14 protein-coding genes are annotated in these 18,058 nt (G+C 72.6%); 7 read left to right on the top strand and 7 right to left on the bottom strand.

Annotation, left to right across the window (positions count from 1 at the left end; genetic code table 11):
- The first annotated feature begins 114 nt into the window (after positions 1 to 114).
- From HDA32_RS26220 to HDA32_RS26210, 3 genes are read left to right on the top strand one after another with little or no spacing between them, the layout of a single operon-like run.
- Positions 115 to 348, top strand: a complete 234-nt coding sequence (locus HDA32_RS26220) for a heavy-metal-associated domain-containing protein (protein ID WP_179645701.1) — start codon at positions 115 to 117, stop codon at positions 346 to 348.
- On the top strand, positions 345 to 554 hold the full coding sequence (locus HDA32_RS26215; protein WP_179645700.1) for a hypothetical protein: 210 nt from the start codon (positions 345 to 347) through the stop codon (positions 552 to 554). The genes HDA32_RS26220 and HDA32_RS26215 overlap by 4 nt, the downstream gene beginning before the upstream one ends.
- 29 nt (positions 555 to 583) lie before the next feature.
- Positions 584 to 2,914, top strand: coding sequence for a heavy metal translocating P-type ATPase (locus HDA32_RS26210; RefSeq protein ID WP_179646970.1), 2,331 nt, complete (start codon positions 584 to 586; stop codon positions 2,912 to 2,914).
- 500 nt (positions 2,915 to 3,414) lie between these two features.
- On the opposite strand, the gene HDA32_RS26205 is transcribed toward HDA32_RS26210, so the two are convergent.
- The 3 genes from HDA32_RS26205 to HDA32_RS26195 all read right to left on the bottom strand — a co-directional run bounded on the left by HDA32_RS26205 (position 3,415) and on the right by HDA32_RS26195 (position 5,300).
- Complete coding sequence (locus HDA32_RS26205; RefSeq protein WP_179645699.1) at positions 3,415 to 4,098, bottom strand: TetR/AcrR family transcriptional regulator; 684 nt, start codon at positions 4,096 to 4,098, stop codon at positions 3,415 to 3,417.
- Between the two features lie 151 nt (positions 4,099 to 4,249).
- Positions 4,250 to 4,945: an AAA family ATPase gene (locus tag HDA32_RS26200; protein ID WP_179645698.1), complete on the bottom strand. Its 696-nt coding sequence runs from the start codon at positions 4,943 to 4,945 to the stop codon at positions 4,250 to 4,252.
- Positions 4,946 to 4,952: 7 nt separating this feature from the next.
- Positions 4,953 to 5,300 (bottom strand): TFIIB-type zinc ribbon-containing protein, encoded by a 348-nt coding sequence (locus HDA32_RS26195; protein ID WP_179645697.1) that lies wholly within the window; start codon positions 5,298 to 5,300, stop codon positions 4,953 to 4,955.
- 376 nt (positions 5,301 to 5,676) lie between these two features.
- Here HDA32_RS26195 and HDA32_RS26190 point away from each other — a divergent pair, with 376 nt between their 5' ends.
- Positions 5,677 to 7,305 carry a serine/threonine-protein kinase gene (locus tag HDA32_RS26190; RefSeq protein WP_179645696.1) on the top strand — a complete coding sequence of 543 codons (1,629 nt, stop codon included), beginning with the start codon at positions 5,677 to 5,679 and terminating at the stop codon, positions 7,303 to 7,305.
- A gap of 61 nt (positions 7,306 to 7,366) precedes the next feature.
- Here HDA32_RS26190 and HDA32_RS26185 read toward each other — a convergent pair whose 3' ends face one another.
- The 4 genes from HDA32_RS26185 to HDA32_RS26170 all read right to left on the bottom strand — a co-directional run bounded on the left by HDA32_RS26185 (position 7,367) and on the right by HDA32_RS26170 (position 13,178).
- Positions 7,367 to 7,870 (bottom strand): DUF7144 family membrane protein, encoded by a 504-nt coding sequence (locus HDA32_RS26185; RefSeq protein ID WP_179645695.1) that lies wholly within the window; start codon positions 7,868 to 7,870, stop codon positions 7,367 to 7,369.
- Between the two features lie 177 nt (positions 7,871 to 8,047).
- On the bottom strand, positions 8,048 to 8,857 hold the full coding sequence (locus HDA32_RS26180) for an MBL fold metallo-hydrolase (RefSeq protein WP_179645694.1): 810 nt from the start codon (positions 8,855 to 8,857) through the stop codon (positions 8,048 to 8,050).
- Between the two features lie 116 nt (positions 8,858 to 8,973).
- The gene (locus HDA32_RS26175) at positions 8,974 to 10,266 is read right to left on the bottom strand and encodes a citrate synthase (protein WP_179645693.1); all 1,293 of its coding nucleotides are present in this window, start codon (positions 10,264 to 10,266) and stop codon (positions 8,974 to 8,976) included.
- Positions 10,267 to 10,571: 305 nt separating this feature from the next.
- Positions 10,572 to 13,178 carry a glycoside hydrolase family 9 protein gene (locus HDA32_RS26170; RefSeq protein ID WP_179645692.1) on the bottom strand — a complete coding sequence of 869 codons (2,607 nt, stop codon included), beginning with the start codon at positions 13,176 to 13,178 and terminating at the stop codon, positions 10,572 to 10,574.
- 810 nt (positions 13,179 to 13,988) lie between these two features.
- Here HDA32_RS26170 and HDA32_RS26165 point away from each other — a divergent pair.
- The 3 genes from HDA32_RS26165 to HDA32_RS26155 all read left to right on the top strand — a co-directional run bounded on the left by HDA32_RS26165 (position 13,989) and on the right by HDA32_RS26155 (position 17,979).
- Positions 13,989 to 15,353 (top strand): family 2B encapsulin nanocompartment shell protein, encoded by a 1,365-nt coding sequence (locus HDA32_RS26165; protein ID WP_179645691.1) that lies wholly within the window; start codon positions 13,989 to 13,991, stop codon positions 15,351 to 15,353.
- Between the two features lie 218 nt (positions 15,354 to 15,571).
- Positions 15,572 to 16,927, top strand: coding sequence for a family 2B encapsulin nanocompartment shell protein (locus HDA32_RS26160; RefSeq protein ID WP_179646969.1), 1,356 nt, complete (start codon positions 15,572 to 15,574; stop codon positions 16,925 to 16,927).
- Between the two features lie 11 nt (positions 16,928 to 16,938).
- Entirely contained in the window at positions 16,939 to 17,979 is a 1,041-nt protein-coding gene (locus HDA32_RS26155; protein WP_179645690.1) for a family 2 encapsulin nanocompartment cargo protein polyprenyl transferase, read from the top strand.
- Positions 17,980 to 18,058 lie beyond the last annotated feature (79 nt).

Below are 18,058 nucleotides of genomic sequence, written 5' to 3'. Positions count from 1 at the left end.
CTCTCGGATCCGGGCTTCGGCGTCCACGGGTTCCGGAATCGACGAGACATACCCTAGGGGGGTATGGTACTTATAGAGGGAAGGCGATCGAGTGCGTGTCTCCAGGAGGTTGGAATGGCCGTCACTGTTTACAGCGTTGAGGGAATGACCTGCGGCCACTGCGTCGGCTCGGTCCGCGAGGAGGTCGGCGGGATCGCGGGGGTCGAGAGCGTCGACGTCGACCTGGCCACGGGCGCGGTCACGGTCACCAGCGCGGCGCCGATCGACGACGCCCTGGTCCGCGGCGCCGTCGAGGAGGCCGGATACGAGATGAAGGGGAAGCGGGAGAAGCGGGAGAAGCTGTCATGAACGTCCCCGCGCGACTGGCCGGCTACGGGGCCGGCCTCGTGCTGGTCTTCGGGGCGGCGTTCGGGCTCGGCCAGGTGGTGGAGCCGGCCCTTCCGGCGGCCCCCGCCGGGGCCGGGAGCGACTCCCCCGGTCCCGTGACCGAGGACGGCGGCGGCCCCGCGCCGGCCCGCGGTGCGGAGCACGGCGATCCCGGTCAGGAGCACTGACCATGGCCACATTCTCTGAAGGAGCGGTGATGAACGGCGGTTCCCACGGCGGCGACCGGTCCGATGGCCGGATCGAGCTGGCCATCGGCGGCATGACTTGCGCCTCCTGCGCCGCGCGGGTCGAGAAGCGGCTGAACAGGCTCGACGGCGTGACCGCGACCGTCAACTACGCCACAGAGAAGGCCCGCGTCACCTTCGACGGCGGCGTCGCGCCCGAGGACCTGGTCGCCGCGGTCGAGAAGGCCGGCTACACCGCGGCGCTGCCCGAACCGTCCCGTCCGGCCGGTACCGGCGGGGCCGAGGGCGAGGAGGCCGACCCCACCCGCCCGCTGCGCGACCGGCTGATCGTCAGCGCCGTGCTGTCGGTGCCGGTGATCGCGATGGCGATGGTCCCGGCGCTGCAGTTCACCTACTGGCAGTGGGCCTCGCTGACGCTGGCCGCGCCGGTGCTGGTGTGGGGCGCGCTGCCGTTCCACGTCGCGGCGTGGAAGAACCTCAGGTCGGGCGCCGCGACGATGGACACGCTGGTGTCGCTGGGCACGGTCGCGGCGTTCGCCTGGTCGCTGTACGCGCTGTTCCTCGGCACGGCGGGCGTGCCCGGCATGACGCACCCGTTCGAGTTCACGATCGCCCGCACCGACGGCTCGGCCAACATCTACCTCGAGGTCGCCGCGGGGGTCACCACGTTCATCCTGGCCGGGCGCTACTTCGAGGCCCGCTCCAAGCGCCGCGCGGGTGCGGCGCTGCGCGCCCTGCTGGAGCTGGGCGCCAAGGAGGTCTCGGTCCTGCGCGACGGGCGCGAGGAGCGGATCGGCGTCGACCGGCTCGCCGTGGGCGACCTGTTCGTGGTGCGCCCCGGGGAGAAGGTCGCCACCGACGGCACCGTCGAGGAGGGCACCTCGGCGGTCGACATGAGCATGCTGACCGGGGAGTCGGTGCCGGTCGAGGTCGGCCCCGGCTCCCCGGTCGCGGGCGCGACCGTCAACGCCGGCGGCCGCATCGCCGTGCGGGCCACCCGGGTCGGCTCCGACACCCGGCTCGCGCAGATGGCCAGGCTGGTGGAGGACGCGCAGAACGGCAAGGCCGAGGCCCAGCGCCTCGCCGACCGGATCTCGGCGGTCTTCGTCCCGATCGTGATCGCGCTCGCCGTGGCCACGCTGGGATTCTGGCTCGGCACCGGCGGCTCGGTGGCCGCGGCGTTCACCGCGGCCGTGGCGGTGCTGATCATCGCCTGCCCGTGCGCCCTGGGCCTGGCCACACCGACGGCGCTGATGGTGGGCACCGGCCGCGGCGCCCAGCTCGGCATCCTGATCAAGGGCCCGGAGGTCCTGGAGACCACCCGCGGCATCGACACCGTCGTCCTGGACAAGACCGGCACCGTCACCACCGGCGAGATGACGCTGGTCGATGTGCTGGTGGCCGAGGGCGAGGACGAGGCCGAGGTGCTGCGGCTGGCCGGTGCGCTGGAGAACGCCTCCGAGCACCCCATCGCCCGGGCCATCGCCGCCGGCGCCGCCGCGCGGATCGGCGCGCTGCCGGCCGTGGAGGGCTTCGCCAACGTCGAAGGCCAGGGCGTGCAGGGCGTCGTCGACGGCCGCGCCGTCGTCGCCGGCCGGAGCGCGCTGCTGGCCGACTGGTCCCAGCGGCTTCCCGAGGAGCTGGAGCGCGCCAAGGCAGCGGCCGAGGCCGAGGGCACGACCGCGGTCGCGGTCGGCTGGGACGGGCGGGCCCGGGGCGTGCTGGTCGTGGCCGACGCCGTCAAGCCGACCAGCGCCGAAGCCATCCGCCGACTCCGCGACCTCGGGCTCACCCCGATCCTGCTCACCGGGGACAACGAGACCGTCGCCCGGACGGTGGCGGCCCGGGTCGGCATCGACGAGGTCATCGCCGAGGTCATGCCCCGGGACAAGGTCGAGGCGGTCGAGCGGCTCCAGGCCGAGGGCCGCACGGTCGCCATGGTCGGCGACGGCATCAACGACGCCGCGGCCCTGGCCCAGGCCGACCTCGGCCTGGCCATGGGCACCGGCACCGACGTCGCCATCGAGGCCTCCGACCTCACCCTGGTCCGCGGCGACCTGCGGGCGGCGGCCGACGCCATCCGGCTCTCCCGCAGGACGCTCGGCACCATCAAGGGCAACCTGTTCTGGGCCTTCGCCTACAACGTCGCGGCCCTGCCGCTGGCGGCGGCGGGCCTGCTCAACCCGATGATCGCGGGCGCGGCGATGGCGTTCTCCAGCGTCTTCGTCGTGAGCAACAGCCTGCGGCTGCGCGGCTTCAAGCCCCTGACCGGCAACGGCGAGGAGCCGGTGCGCTCCCCGTCCGACGCCCCGGAACGCAGGGAACCGGCCCGAACGGGCTGAGACCGCGAAGCCGCGGAGACCACGGCGGCCCCCGCCCGTGCGGCGGCCCCCGCCCGTGCGGCGGGGGCCGCCGTGCGCTGCCACCGGCGAGGTCCGCGCCCCTGGCCCGAGACCGGAGTCCGCGGCGCTCGGCCACCGGGGGTTGTGAAGCCTCAGCCACAGGTGGGATCCGCGGTGACCGGGCGAGCCTCTCGTGTGGCCGTAGGCCCCCAAAGGGATCGCCCCGGCGCCGCGCCGCCCACGCCGCCTGCTCGGGCTCCAGGCCGAAACCGGGGTGTCGGTCTGTGCCCATGGTGTCGGCGTGCGCTTCGCTCGCGGGTGGGCGATTTTGCGTCCACGGGCCTTCGGCCACGCGAGAGCATCGCCCACCCGCGCGCCGTCCCTCCTGGGGTTGGCCTTGAAGACCCTCTGGGGTCGAGGTGGAGGGGGCTCACCCGCGCGCCCACTCCCTCCTGGGGCCGGGCTTCACGGCCCCCTGGGGTCGAGGTTGAAACTCAGGATCAAGACCGGCGGGCAGAGGCGGGCGCGGCGGGGGAACATCCGCATCGCTCGGATCCGCCACCGCCCGTCTCCACCGGGTCGAGGCGGCGGATGAAGGCGAGGGCGGCGGTGGTGACCTCCTCGGCCTCTTCGGCGGATTCGCAGACGGCGACCTCGCGGCCGGCCTCGGCGATGACGGTGGTCAGGACCGCCACAGCCATGCGGTCGGAGGGGGCGGAGCCGGCGCCGAGGAGGGCGGCGCTGTGCCGGACCCACTTCCTGGTGCGGGTCCGGCGGACCAGCTCGAAGCCGGGCGGGCCGTCGCCGTCTATGAACAGCCGGGCCAGGTCGCGGCGCTCCCATGACCCTTCCAGGAACGCGCGGGCCCCCACGGTGAACAGCTCCAGCGGGTCCTCCTCGCCCGAGGCGCGGGCCGCGGCCACCGCTGCGGCCGCGGCGTGCTCGTGGGCCTGCTGGTGCTCCTCCCACAGCGCCATGAACAGCTCGGCCTTGCCGCCGAAGTGGTGGTACATGCTGCCGACGCTGGAGCCCGCCCGTTCCACCACCTCGGCCACGCCCGCCTCGGCGAAGCCCCGCTCGGCGAAGACCTCCCTGGCCGCCTTCAGCAGTCCCTTGCGCGTCTCGGCCGTGCGGCTCCACCGCCAGGCCGCCGCGCCCTTCCGACCGGTCGACCCGCGTGGCATGCGACCACCACCCATCCGTGTCCACTCCCGGCCACCGGGGCCGGTCACGACACCGTATCCAGCGCCGCGCCCACCGGGGGGACGACGTCGGGGAGCGGCGTGTGGCGGGGCCGGGCACGGAGGGTACGGCTCCGCGTCCGCCGCGGGCGGGTCAGGACCTCCTGGCCGGCTGCGGCGGGGAGCCCGGAAGGGCCTCCGGAGGGCCTTCCCTCGCGGGGGCGGCGGGCGCGTCCGCCGTGATCCACGCGCACACCTCGGCCGCGGTGGACTCGACCGTGGCGCGCGTGGTGTCCACCAGGGTCACCGGCGGGTCCATCGCCGCGGCCCCGGAGCGGACCCACTCGGCGTAGTCGAGCATCTCGGCGATCCGCGGCTCGTCCCACCCCCGCCACGCCGGACGCGACCGCAGCCGCTCGGCCAGCACCTCGGGGTCGCACACCAGCGCCAGGTAGCGGATCTCGGGGAACAGCGCCCGCTCCGGCAGCGGCTCGAACTCCGGCGGGACGACCGTTCCGCACAGCACGGCCGGCCGTCCGCTCTGGTGGATCATCGCGGCCAGCCGCAGCCACGCCGACCGGAACAGCCGGTGGTCGTCGGCGGGGTCGCGCAGCCCGGCCTGCCACAGCACGTCCTGCTCCAGCAGCACGAACCGGCCGGCCAGCCGCTCGGTGAGCAGCCGGGCGACCGTGGACTTGCCCGTCCCGCTCGGGCCGGTGACGCAGTACAGCGGGAGCCGGAGGAACGGCTGCCGGTGGCCGCATTCGACGCAGCGGACCACCGGATCGCCGGACTCGACGACGGGGGAGTCGGTGCGCGCCCCGCAGCGCGCGCAGATCAGCAGGTTCAACGGCGCGTCAGTCGAAGAGGCCTTCGAGGAAGCTCTTGCGCCGCTTGTGGCCGTAGGGGCGGGGCGAGTCGGGGTAACCGCCGCGGCCGTAGGGCCGTGGGGAGTCGGGGTAGCCGCCGCGGCCGCCCCGGTACGGACCGGGGGAGTCGGGGCGCCCCCGGTAGGGGCCGGGGGAGTCGGGGCGCCCGCCGTGGCCGTAGGGGGCCGCGCCACCGTAGTGGCGCTGCTCGGCGCTGACGATCTGCTCCAGCTCACCGGCGTCGAGGAAGACCCCGCGGCAGCGCTCGCACTGCTCGATGTGGATCCCCATGCGGTCGAAAGTGATCATGCGGCTCTGGCACTTGGGACAAATCACAGCGCCATCGTATGCAAGAACCGCCGGCGCGTGGCGGCGCCGCCGTTTCCGGCCCGCTCCCGCCCGACCGGGGGCACGACCGCAACGCCGGGGACGGACCGGCTCAGCCGCGTCCAGCCGCGTCCAGCCGCGTCCAGCCGTGCGGTCTCCGGGCGGCTCCACTGCGCCGGACCTGCGGCTCCGGCCGGTTCGGCCGCACCGGTCCGTGCGGCGCCCGACCGGCTCGGCGCGCCGGACGGCCGTGCCTCGGGCCGCTCCGGTCCGGTCGGCGCCTCGGTCGCGTCCCCTGCGGCGCCCCGCGGCCTTTTACACTCCCCAGAGTGGCGCCGCGGCCGTCGCGCGCGTCTGCCTCCCAGCACGAGGAACCTCGAACCTTATGAGCACTGAGCAATCGGAACCGGGACACCTGCTCGCCGGGCGCTACCGGATGTCCCATCTGATCGGCGAGGGCGGCATGGGGCGCGTGTGGCAGGGCTCCGACGAGCTGCTGGACCGCCCGGTCGCCATCAAGGAGCTCACCCTCTCCACCCACCTGCCCAAGCACGAGGTCGAGATCCTGCGGACCCGGATGCTGCGCGAGGCGCGCAGCGCCGCGCAGCTCAGCCACCCGTCGATCATCACCGTCTTCGACGTGGTCGAGGGCGACGACCGCCCGTGGATCGTCATGGAGCTGGTGCGCGGCCACTCCCTCAGCGAGCTGATCAAGGAGCACGGCACGCTCCAGCCCGTGCGGATGGCCGGAATCGGCCTGCAGGTGGTCGCGGCGCTGGCCCTCGCGCACTCCCGGGGCGTCGTGCACCGCGACATCAAGCCCGGCAACGTGCTGGTCGCCAAGGACGACCGCGCCGTGCTCACCGACTTCGGCATCGCGCGGCTGGAGGGCAGCACCAGCCTGACCAACACCGGCAACCTCCTGGGCTCGCCCAACTACCTCGCGCCGGAGCAGGCCCGCGGCGAACCCGCCGGGCCGGCGACGGACATGTGGGCCCTCGGCGTGACCCTGTACGCGGCGGTGGAGGGCACCCCGCCGTTCCAGCGCTCCAGCCCCATGGCGACGCTGACCGCCGTCGTCACCGAGGACGTGCCGCCCCCCGAGGCGGCCGGCCCCCTGCGTCCGGTGCTGGAGGGGCTGCTGCGGAAGGACCCCGGGCGGCGGCTCACCGTGGAGCAGGCCCGCGAGGCGCTGTACCGCGTCGCGGCGATGGACCCCGAGGAGGCGCGGGCCGTCCGGGACGGCGGTCCCGAGCCCACCGGGAACACCGCCTCCTTCGCCGCGGCTCCGGCGCCCGCCCCGGCCCCGCCGGGGCCGGGCGCCGGCAGCGGTCCCGGCGACCCCCAGAGGTACGCCAGGTACGTCCTCGCGGCCGTGCTGGCGGTCGTGGCGCTCGTGGTCGTGGCCGGGCTCGCCCTGTGGCTGGGGCGCGAGACCAGCGCCGAGTCGACGGGCGGCGGCGCGGGCGGGAGTTCGGCGGGCACCGAGGCCGGTCTGGCCGACTCCGCGGAGTCGGCGGGGCAGGAGGAGCCCGCCGACGGGGCCGAGGAGTCCCCGGAGCCGGAGGAGGCGGGCCCGCCCATGGCCCGGCACGAGGACGAGACCGGCTTCTCCCTCGACGTGCCCGAGGGCTGGGAGGTGGAGCGCCGCGACGGCGGGGTGTTCTTCACCGACCCGGCCGGCGGCTACCTCCAGGTCGACCAGACCGACGACCCGGGGGACAACGCCAAGGAGGACTGGGAGGCCCAGGAGGGCGCGATCTCGGCCAACTTCGGCGGCTACGAGCTCGTGTCCATCACCGCGCTGGACGAGCCCTACCTCGACGACTACGTCAGCGCCGCCGACTGGGAGTTCGCCTTCGACGGCTCCGGCGGCCGGATGCACGCGGTCAACCGGGCGTTCCACACCGAGGAGAAGGGCTACGCCCTGTTCCTGGTCTCCCCGGAGGAGGACTGGGAGGCCGACCGGGCCCTGCTCGACGAGATGACCCGGTCCTTCGAACCGGCGGGGTGAACCGGGCGGCGCCCGGTGAGTCCGTGCTCACCGGGCGCCGCCGAACGACGACGTCGACTCCTCACGGGCGCTGGCGCTCGTGCGCGCCCGGTGCGTTGGGGGACGTGTCGGGAGCGGCGTGCGTCCCGGACCGCGGTTCGGGCATGGTCGCGGCGTCGCTGCGCCCCGCCCGGTAGGCCGACGGGGTCGCTTCGGCCTTGCTCTGCCCGGTGGTCATGCCGTAGATCGCCAGGACGCTGAGGGCGACCATGATCGCCGACCAGAACGGGTAGGCCGGCAGGAAGGCGAGCTGGATCACGGCGCTGATCGCGGCCAGCGCGACCCCCGCCGTCCGCGCCCAGGCGGCCTCGTTGAGCGACCCGAACGCGGCCGCCCACAGGAGCACGCCCCAGATGAGGAGCAGGGTGCCCCACAGTCCGAAGTTGAAGCCTAAGAGATCAGCCTCGGCTATGACGTAGTAATCCGGAATGGTCAACGCCACCAGGCCCTGCATGATGGTGAACGTTCCCGCGATCATCAGCATGACCGCGGCGAAGACGCTCCATCCGTTGGCTCGCATGTTCATCTGCCCCTCCAAGGTCGTGCCACGAGACTGTGCCGGGCCCGTCGGGGAACCGAGCAGGACGGATCCGCGGGGACCTCCTTAGTCCAGGATGCGCGCGCCCGGGGCAAGCAATGCTCGAATCAACGTAATAACCCCGCAAAGCGGCATAACGGGCGATGAGGGTCCGGTCGCGCGCAGCTACAGCCGCACGGACTCGCCCCGTTGCAGGTAACGGATCCGGTCCTCCAGGCCGCGGGCGAACACCTGCTCCCGGAAGTCGTGCAGCGGGGACTTGAACACCCCGTAGTCGTCGTAGTGGATCGGCGCCGCCCGCCGGGGATCGACCGTCTCGATCAGGTCGGCTCCCTGACGCCCGTCCATGGTCACCATCACGCCGCCGGGCAGCGTGGTGCCGCCCAGGTGGAGCAGTGCGAGGTCGATGTCGGGGTGGCGCCGCGGGATCTCGCGGACGCCGTCGAACATCAGGGTGTCGCCGGTGACGTAGATGCGGATCTCGGCGTCGCCGCCCGTCGGCCCGAACTCGATGACGCTGCCCATGACGGGCGGCAGCAGGCGGTGTACCAGGCGCGGCCCGTGCCGGCCGGGGACGGCGACCACCCGCATCCACGTCCGTTCCCGGCTCAGCGACCACTCCTGCCAGGTGTCCAGGCCCACGGAGCGCTCGAAGCCCTGCGAGCGCAGGCGGCGCGCCGCCTGCCGGGTGGTCGCGACGGGCAGGTCGTGGTCGAGGTTGTGCCGGGCGACCCGGTCGAAGTGGTCGCCGTGCAGGTGCGACAGCACGATCGCGTCCAGGTCGGGCAGGTCGCGCACGTCCAGCGCCGGGTCGCGCAGGCGCCGGGAGACCAGCCCCTTGCCCAGGTAGGCCCACTGTCCGCGGTGCAGGAAGTTGGGGTCGGTGAGGACCGTGACGTCGTCCCAGCGGATGAGTACCGTCGCGTTCCCGACGAAGAGGAGGGAGCGCTCGAGCTCCCCGGCTCCCGGACGCATCGGGGACCACCTCCGCACTTTCTCCGAGGAGTGCCGGACGAAGGCCCTCTATCCGGGAACGCGGGATCGATGCGCGCGGGAACGGCGCACCGCCCCCGCGCGCCGGTCCCGGGCGGTCAGCCCCCGGCGGGCAGGTCGCGCTCGTTCGGGCCGGTGTAGAGCTGGCGGGGGCGGGCGATCCGCGCGTCGGGGTCGGCCAGGAGCTCCCGCCAGTGGGCGATCCACCCGGGCAGCCGTCCGATGGCGAACAGCACGGTGAACATGTCGGTCGGGAAGCCCATGGCGCGGTAGATCAGTCCGGTGTAGAAGTCGACGTTGGGGTAGAGCCTGCGGTCGACGAAGTAGGAGTCGGACAGCGCCTTCTCCTCCAGTTGCAGGGCGAGGTCGAAGAGCTCGTCGCTGCCCTGGCGGGCCAGGATCTGCTGGGCCAGCCGCTTGATCTCCTTGCTGCGCGGGTCGAAGTTCTTGTAGACGCGGTGGCCGAAGCCCATGAGGCGGGTCCTGCTGTCGGGGTCCTTCACCTTCTTGATGAAGGAGTCGACGTCGCCGTCGACCCGCCGGATCTCCTCCAGCATCTCCAGCACCGCCTGGTTGGCGCCGCCGTGCAGCGGGCCGGACAGCGCGTTGATGCCGGCGGAGACGCTGGCGAACAGGCTGGCCTGGGAGGAGCCGACCACGCGGACGGTGGCCGTCGAGCAGTTCAGCTCGTGGTCGGCGTGCAGGACGAACAGCAGGTCCATCGCCTTGGACAGCAGCGGATCGACCCCGGCGCCGCCGCTCGGCGGTCCGAAGGCCATGCGCAGGAAGTTCTCGACGTAGCCGAGGGAGTCGTCCGGGGGCACGGGGGCCTGCCCGGTGGAGGTGCGGTGGATGTGGGCGGCGATCGTCGGAAGCTTGGCGAGCAGCAGGACCGTGGCGAGCTCCACCTGCGCGGGGTCGCCGGGGTCGCAGTCGTCGGCGTGGAAGGCGGCCAGCGTGTTGACCGCGCTCGACAGCACCGTCATGGGGTGGGCGCCGCGGGGGAAGGCGTTGAGCAGGTCCCGCAGGGCGTCGGGGATGTCGGCGTGCTCCCGCAGCCGCTCCGACAGCGCGTCGCGCTCCTGCTCCGTGGGCAGCTCGCCGTGGATCAGGAGGTGGCAGACCTCGACGAACGTGCTCGCCTCGGCCAGCCGCTCGATCGGGTAGCCCCGGTACCGCAGGATCCCCGCCTCGCCGTCGATGTAGGTGATCTCCGAGCGGCACGCCGCGGTGTTGGCGAACCCGGGGTCCAGCGTGACCAGTCCGGTGCCGGACAGCAGGGTCTTCAGCGCGATGGCCCTTTCGCCCTCGCTGCCGGAGAGCACCGGAAGGGAATGCTCGTCCCCGTCGTAGCGCAACGTCACCGCCTGGTCTTTTGCACCTTCGTTCATGCTGGGGAAAACCCTTCCGGATGGGGATGTGCGGGTGGTGAATCCTCTGGGAGAATTATTTGGCCGCTATTATTTTTTATTTTTTACGTATCTGCACGTAGCGGTATCCTAAGGTCATCCGACCAATAGCGAAAAGGTGACGTGAGTCACATTCGAGAAAATGCGTGCCGGAGTTGAGCCACGATTAAAAAGCTCCTCTTTTTCCGGCGCCGTCCGGCGCGCCGCCGCCATCCGGCCGCCACACGCGAAGAGGCGCGGACCGGCGACGTTCTCCGGTCCGCGCCCGGGTGGTCGGGCGGGGGGGCTCAGGCGCAGGCGTCCCCGTTGAGGGTGAACAGCTCCGGTGCCGGATTCGGCCCTGAGGGGCTGGTGCCGATGAAGCCGAAGGTCACGCTCTGGCCCGGCTCGATCGTCCGGTTCCAGTCGAGGTTGCCCGCCGTGAAGGTCGACCCGTTCCGCTCGACCTCGGCGCTCCAGTGGTCGGTGAGCGTCTGACCGGCGAGGAAGGACCAGCGCAGCCGCCAGCCGTCGATGCGCTCCGCGCCGGTGTTCTCGACGGTCACCTGGGTGTTGAAGCCGTCGGCCCACGCGCCGTGCCGGACGTGCTCGACCGTGCAGGCCGCCGGAGCGGGAGACCCGGCGCCGTCCTGGTCGGCGAGGAAGGAGGCCGTCCACGCCAGGGCCGAGTTCCAGTTGATCGTCAGTTCGTTGGTGGACCAGGACTCGATGTCGTCGATGTAGCAGAACTGCGGCGCGCAGCCCTGCAGGTCCGCCTGCGCCACCGGGTCCCAGGTGCCGGTGTTGGAGTTGGGGCCGCCGGAGAGGGTGCCCGGCGGCGGGTTGGGCAGGTCGGGGTCGAGCTGGTGGGCGTACCAGCGGCTGTGCTGGTTGCGGGCGTCGTTCTCGCCGTAGCCGGTCACGTAGGACTGGTTGAGCGCGTTGCGGCCCAGGATGTAGTCCATGCCCTCGATCACGCCGTCGCGGTAGGCCGCGTCGCCGGTGATGTCGTAGGCCGTGGCCATCACCACCATGGTGTTGAGCACCAGGCCGTTGGAGCCCCAGTCGAACACGCCGCCGTCCGGAGCGTAGGACAGGCCGTAGGGGTGGTCGCGCTGCGCCTCCAGGTAGCCGTCGGCGCCCTCGGCCACCGACGCGCGCACGCGCTCGCGGTCGGCCAGGTCGTTGGGGACGGTGGCCAACTGCAGCCGGCCCAGCGCCCCCGTCCACTTCCAGTCGAAGCCGCTCGCGCCGAAGACGTCCTCGGTGTGGACCGGGGAGGAGGTGACCGCGTCGGCGTACTCCTGCTCGCCGGTGGTCAGGAGGAGCTCGGCCGCGGCCCAGTAGAACTCGTCGGCCACGTTGTCGTCGTCGTAGGGGCCGCCGCCGACGCCGCCCGGCTCGGCGTAGTGGTCCGGGTTCGCCTGCGCCGCGTCCCACGCGGTCTCGGCGGCGTCGCGGCACTCGGCGGCGAAGTCCGCGTCGTAGGGCTCGAACAGCCGGGCGCACTGCGCGGCGGTCGCGGCGAGGTTGAGCGTGGCCGCGGTCGAGGGCGGCTGCAGGTAGCGCGGCTGCGGGTCGTCGGCCGGCATCAGGGGCAGGCCGGTCCACTCGGCGTCGTGGATCTTGTGGTGCGCCATGCCGGCGAGCGGCTCGCCCTCCGGGACCTGCATGCTCATCAGGAACTCCAGCTCCCACCGGGCCTCGTCCAGGACGTCGGGGACGCCGTTGCCGCGCTCGGGGACGCGCAGCGTGGAGTCGCCCAGCGCGTCGGGCTGGGCGGTGGGTGCCGTCTTGGTGCGCTCGAAGGTGCTCATCAACTGGTGGACGGAGATGCCGCCGTTGACCACGTACTTGCCGTGGTCGCCGGCGTCGTACCAGCCGCCCGACACGTCCAGCGAGTAGTCGCAGGTGCCCGGGGCGCACGGCACGTCGGTGTCGCCCTGGTTGGGGGCCTCGCCGACGTGGCCGGCCGCGCGGCCGTAGCCCGGGGCGACGTCGTCGGAGATCTCGATCCCGCTGCGCTGGGGGTAGTAGAACGACAGCGAGTCGGTCCGCAGCCGCTCGTAGGGGTCCTCGGCCACGTCGAAGGGGTGGCTGGTCTCGCCGTCGGCGCTGAGCGTGTAGCCCTCGCCGACCTCGGTGTGGTCGCCGAAGTCGATGGTGTGCACGTTCTGCCCCGAGGAGGCGTCGACCCCCTCCGGCGCGGTGCTCCCCTCGGCCACGACCTCGCCGCCGGCGTCGGCCAGCTCCCACGGCAGCGGGTCGGCGGCGTCGGTGACCAGGGTGGCGTTCTTGGGCCCGTGGGGCAGGTAGCCGACCTGGTTCACCCGCACCCGCGGTCCGGTGTCGGGTTCGTAGACCGGCGGTTCGGCGCCGCCGCGCAGCGACACGTCGTCGACGCAGAAGGTCCACGCCTCGTCCGAGCCGCCGACCTGGAACGCGACCTGCGCGTCGTCCCAGCTCTCGGTGGAGGTGAAGGCGAAGGTGCGGGTCTGGGCCTCGGTGTCCAGCCGCGGGCGCTCGTCGAGCTGGGTGGGGTAGGGGTCGACGTCGCGCTGGATCAGGGCGCGGACGGTGACCGGCCGGTCGGCCGATGCGGTGAAGGCGAACTCGTAGGATTCGCCGGCCTCCAGCGAGACGTCGTTCTGCCCGATGATCACGTCCCACGGGCTGGCGGTGCCGCCGGGGACGTCGGCGCACAGCCTGCCGTCGACGGCTTCGACGGTGGTGTTGGCGGTGCCCCACCAGCCGGTGGTGCCGTTGTCGAACGTGCCGTTGACGATCTGCTCGGGCGCCTCCTCCTCGGCGAGTGCGGCGGCGGCGGTCGCGGTCGATCCGGTGCAGGCGAGTGCGGCGGCGAGCGGGGCCGCCGCGAGAGCGAGGGTTCTTCTCCGTCTCGGTCGTCGGATCACGGGAGTCCTTTCGGTGCAGCGCGGCGCGCGGGGATCGGGGGATTGGCCGTGCTCGTGAAAGACATGTGGGAGCGCTCCCACATGACGGAATGCTGACACCGCGACTGCGCAGTGTCAATGGCCGGAGGGCGGCGGCCGAACGTCCCTTTTCCGGCGCGTCGGGAGCGGGGTCGGCCTGCGGGCGGTTCCGGGCGCTTTCGTACCCGAACCGCCCGACAGGCCCGTATTGCCGCACGGTTATCCGGTGATCTCGCTTTTCGCGTTCCGTCTTCCTTTTCCTTCGGATTCCTCCCGGTGTCGGAGAAGGGTCGGAATTCGCGGCTCCGCTTTTTGTCGGGGGATGTGCCGTCCGTAATCGGTCCGCCGGCACCGGGGCGGTGATGTGGAATCCGCGTCGGAGACTTCCGGTTCCGCGTGGCCGACCCTGACCGAAACTCGCGCCCCTCCGTCGTCGTCGCACATGGGGGCCGTGTTCTGTGAGACCGGACCGGAACCGCCGTACGGTCCGAATCCGGGGACCGGCACGCCGATGCGCCTCCCGGGCGGAAAAAGATTCTCCGCCCCGCGTTTCGGGGAATTCATCGGGGTACGATCGGGGCCGTCGCGATCGGCGACATATCGACTCGGCGATGAATTTCCAGCGCGCCCGAATTGCACAACGAGGTGGAATTGCGGGTGGCGGCCGGTCGCCCGTCGCAGCGCGCGGCGTGGTGACCCGATTTCTCTTCCTGCCCGTTTGCTCGTGGATTGGCGGTTTGTGCTGTGACTGTGACGGAACCGGGGACCGGTGTTGACGGCGAACGGCCCCAGATGAGCCTGGGGACCGCGGCCGCGCGCAACCTGGCGACGACGACCAAGTCGACCCCGCAGATGCAGGGGATCTCCTCGCGCTGGCTGCTGCGGATGCTGCCGTGGGTGCAGGCCTCCGCCGGCACCTACCGGGTCAACCGGCGGCTGAGCTACGCGGTGGGTGACGGCCGGGTGACCTTCACCAACACCGGGGCCGACGTGCGGGTCATCCCGCGGGAGCTGTGCGAGCTGTCGCTGCTGCGCGGGTTCGACGACGAGGAGGTGCTGGGCGCCCTGGCCGACCGGTTCGAGCAGCGGGAGTTCGGGCCCGGCGACGTGATCGTCGAGGCGGGGCGCCCCGCCGACCAGGTCGTCCTCATCGCGCACGGCAAGGTGAACATGGTCGTCCCCGGCCACTACGGCGACGAGGCGGTGCTGGGCACGCTGGCCGACGGCGACCACTTCGGCGACCGGGCTCTGGCGCAATCCCCGGGCGACTGGGACTTCACCGCCAAGGCGGTCACCGCGTGCACCGTCCTGACGCTGCGGAGCCAGGCGTTCGACGACCTCAACGACCGCTCCGAGACGCTGCGCGCGCACGTCGAACAGGGGCGGAGCGGCCGGGAGGCGCCCAGCAACGGAGACGGAGAGGCCGACGTCGACGTGGCCTCGGGCCACGTCGGCGAGCCGCTGCTGGCGGGCACCTTCGTCGACTACGAGGTCAGGCCCCGCGAATATGAGCTGAGCGTGGCCCAGACCGTGCTGCGGGTGCACTCCAGGGTCGCCGACCTCTACAACCAGCCGATGAACCAGGTCGAGCAGCAGCTCAAGCTGACGATCGAGGCCCTGCGCGAGCGGCAGGAGCACGAACTCGTCAACAACCGCGACTTCGGGCTGCTGCACAACGCCGACCTCAAGCAGCGCATCCACACCCGCAGCGGTCCACCCACCCCCGACGACCTCGACGAACTGCTGGCGAAGGTGTGGAAGGACCCGGGGTTCCTGCTGGCCCACCCCCGCACCATCGCGGCGTTCGGCCGCGAGTGCAGCCGCCGGGGCATCTACCCGCAGAGCATCGACATGCAGGGGCACAAGGTGCCGGCCTGGCGGGGCGTGCCGCTCCTGCCCTGCAACAAGATCCCGATCTCGCCGACCCGCACCAGCTCCGTCCTGCTCATCCGCCCGGGCGAGCACGACCGGGGCGTGGTCGGCCTGCACCAGACCGGGATCCCCGACGAGTACGAGCCCGGCCTGTCGGTGCGGTTCATGGGGATCAACGACCAGGCGGTCATCTCCTACCTGGTGAGCACCTACTACTCCGCGGCCGTCCTCGTTCCCGACGCCCTCGCCGTCCTGGAGAGCGTCGAGATCGGGCGGGAGGGCTGACCCGCCGTCCCCACCCGGCCGCCCGCACCCGCCGACGAGCCCGGGCCGGACGCCTCGGCCGCCCGCATCGGGCCGCGGCGCCGCTCCGGCGCCGCGGCCCGGCAACCGACACCTGCCATCAGCACGCAGTCCATCAGTACGCGAACGAAACCGGATTGGCGGTACCCGCCGTGACCGTGACCGAACCGAACCGCACCACCGGCAACGGACAATCCCAGATGAGCCTGGGGACCGCGGCCGCGCGCAACCTGGCGACGACGACCAAGTCGACCCCGCAGATGCAGGGGATCTCCCCGCGCTGGCTGCTGCGCAAGCTGCCGTGGGTGCAGGCCTCCGCCGGCACCTACCGGGTCAACCGGCGGCTGAGCTACGCGGTGGGTGACGGCCGGGTGACCTTCACCAACACCGGGGCCGATGTCCGGGTCATCCCGCGGGAGCTGTGCGAGCTGCCGACGCTGCGCGGATTCGACGACGAGGAGGTGCTGGGCGCCCTGGCCGACCGGTTCGAGCAGCGGGAGTTCGCGGCCGGCGACGTGATCGTCGAGGCGGGGCGCCCCGCCGACCAGGTCGTCCTCATCGCGCACGGCAAGGTGCACAAGATCGCCCAGGGGCACTACGGCGACGACGCCGTGCTGGGCACGCTGGCCGACGGCGACCACTTCGGCGACCGGGTGCTGGCGCAGGACTCCGCCGAGTGGGACTTCACGGTCAGGGCGGTCACCCCGTGCATCGTCCTGGTGCTGCGGCGCCAGGCGCTGGAGGAGCTGGACGGCCGGTCAGAGTCGCTGCGGACGCACCTGGAGCGGATCCGATCAGGTGAGGAGGCGCCGCAGAACAAGTACGGCGAGGCGTCGATCGAGCTGGCCTCGGGCCACGTCGGCGAGCCGCTGCTGGCGGGCACCTTCGTCGACTACGAGGTCAGGCCCCGCGAATATGAGCTGAGCGTGGCCCAGACCGTGCTGCGGGTGCACTCCAGGGTCGCCGACCTCTACAACCAGCCGATGAACCAGGTCGAGCAGCAGCTCAAGCTGACGATCGAGGCCCTGCGCGAGCGGCAGGAGCACGAACTCGTCAACAACCGCGACTTCGGGCTGCTGCACAACGCCGACCTCAAGCAGCGCATCCACACCCGCAGCGGTCCGCCCACCCCCGACGACCTCGACGAGCTCCTCTCCCGTCGGCGCAAGTCGGAGTTCTTCCTCGCCCACCCCGAGACGATCGCCGCGTTCGGCCGCGAGTGCAACCGCCGGGGCATCTACCCGCAGAGCGCGGACGTCGACGGCCACCTGGTGACGGTGTGGCGCGGGGTGCCGATCCTGCCCTGCGACAAGATCCCCGTCACCAGGTCCCGGACCAGCTCGATCCTGGTGCTGCGGACCGGTGAGCAGAACCAGGGCGTGGTCGGCCTGCACCAGACCGGGATCCCCGACGAGTACGAGCCCGGCCTCAACGTCCGGTTCATGGGGATCAACGACCAGGCGGTCATCTCCTACCTGGTGAGCACCTACTACTCCGCGGCCGTCCTCGTTCCCGACGCCCTCGGCGTGCTGGAGAACGTCGAGATCGGACACTGAGGGGGCGGCCGATGTCCTCCACTGAGGAGATCACCGGGCAGCGGTCGGCGCGCGAGGTGCTGGCCTGGGGCCGCGATTCGGTCGACCCGGCCCTGCGCGAAGCGGCCGAGGCGCTGCCCGCGTCGATGCGGCGCATCGCCGGCTACCACTTCGGCTGGTGGGACGAGGACGGTCGGCCGACCCGGACCGACGGCGGCAAGGCGCTGCGCCCCGCACTGGCCCTGCTGGCGGCCGAGGCCGTCGGCGGGGCCCCGGCCGCGGCGTCGCCGGCCGCGGTCGCGGTGGAACTGGTGCACGACTTCTCCCTGCTGCACGACGACGTGATGGACGGCGACGCGACCCGCCGCCACCGGCCCACGGCCTGGAGCGTGTTCGGTTCGGGCCCGGCGGTCCTGGCCGGGGACGCGCTGCTGACGCTGGCCTTCGACGTGCTCGCGGCCAGCGGGCACCCGGCGGCCCCGGACGGGATGCGGATGCTCAGCAGGGCGGTGCTGGACCTGGTGGGCGGCCAGAGCGCCGACATCGCCTTCGAGGACCGCTCCGACGTCGACCTGCGCGAGTGCCTGAGCATGGCCGAACGCAAGACCGGAGCGCTGCTGGGCTGCGCCTGCGCGCTCGGCGCCGCGTTCGGGGGCGGCGACCGCGAGCAGGTCGCCGGGCTGCGCGGCTTCGGCGAGCGGTTGGGCCTGGCGTTCCAGTTCACCGACGACCTCCTCGGCATCTGGGGGGATCCGGCGGTGACCGGCAAGCCGGTCCATTCGGACCTGGTCAACCGGAAGAAGTCCCTGCCGGTGGTGGCCGCCCTGACGTCGGGCACCCCGGCGGGGGAGGAGCTGGCCGCGCTCTACCGCCGGGACCGGCCGCTGTCGGGGACCGAACCGGCCCGCGCCGCGGAGCTGGTCGACATCGCGGGCGGGCGCGCCTGGAGCCGGATCCGGGCCGACGACCTGCTGGCGCAGGCGCTGGAACTGCTGCGCTCGATCGGTCCGCCGCAGCGGGCCGCCGCGGAGCTGACCGCGCTGGCCCGGCTGATCGCCCGCAGAGACCACTGACCGGTGCTCGACGGTCGGGTTCGCGGGTGGGACGGGATCTCCGGGGTTCGGACCCGTCGTGCCGCCGGCGCTGCGCGCA

The organism is Spinactinospora alkalitolerans (genome assembly GCF_013408795.1).
Taxonomy (GTDB): domain Bacteria; phylum Actinomycetota; class Actinomycetes; order Streptosporangiales; family Streptosporangiaceae; genus Spinactinospora; species Spinactinospora alkalitolerans.
Note: the sequence above shows the minus strand (reverse complement) of the source record. Positions and strands in the feature narration are given on the sequence as shown.

What these genes read in the sequence shown, in the direction of transcription:
- HDA32_RS26190 (WP_179645696.1), top strand. Translation starts at nt 5,677, where the DNA reads ATGAGCACTGAGCAATCGGAACCGGGACACCTGCTCGCCGGGCGCTAC.
- HDA32_RS26215 (WP_179645700.1), top strand. Translation starts at nt 345, where the DNA reads ATGAACGTCCCCGCGCGACTGGCCGGCTACGGGGCCGGCCTCGTGCTG.
- HDA32_RS26205 (WP_179645699.1), bottom strand. Translation starts at nt 4,098, where the DNA reads ATGCCACGCGGGTCGACCGGTCGGAAGGGCGCGGCGGCCTGGCGGTGG.
- HDA32_RS26220 (WP_179645701.1), top strand. Translation starts at nt 115, where the DNA reads ATGGCCGTCACTGTTTACAGCGTTGAGGGAATGACCTGCGGCCACTGC.
- HDA32_RS26175 (WP_179645693.1), bottom strand. Translation starts at nt 10,266, where the DNA reads ATGAACGAAGGTGCAAAAGACCAGGCGGTGACGTTGCGCTACGACGGG.
- HDA32_RS26155 (WP_179645690.1), top strand. Translation starts at nt 16,939, where the DNA reads ATGTCCTCCACTGAGGAGATCACCGGGCAGCGGTCGGCGCGCGAGGTG.
- HDA32_RS26165 (WP_179645691.1), top strand. Translation starts at nt 13,989, where the DNA reads ATGAGCCTGGGGACCGCGGCCGCGCGCAACCTGGCGACGACGACCAAG.
- HDA32_RS26210 (WP_179646970.1), top strand. Translation starts at nt 584, where the DNA reads ATGAACGGCGGTTCCCACGGCGGCGACCGGTCCGATGGCCGGATCGAG.
- HDA32_RS26160 (WP_179646969.1), top strand. Translation starts at nt 15,572, where the DNA reads ATGAGCCTGGGGACCGCGGCCGCGCGCAACCTGGCGACGACGACCAAG.
- HDA32_RS26180 (WP_179645694.1), bottom strand. Translation starts at nt 8,857, where the DNA reads ATGCGTCCGGGAGCCGGGGAGCTCGAGCGCTCCCTCCTCTTCGTCGGG.
- HDA32_RS26185 (WP_179645695.1), bottom strand. Translation starts at nt 7,870, where the DNA reads ATGAACATGCGAGCCAACGGATGGAGCGTCTTCGCCGCGGTCATGCTG.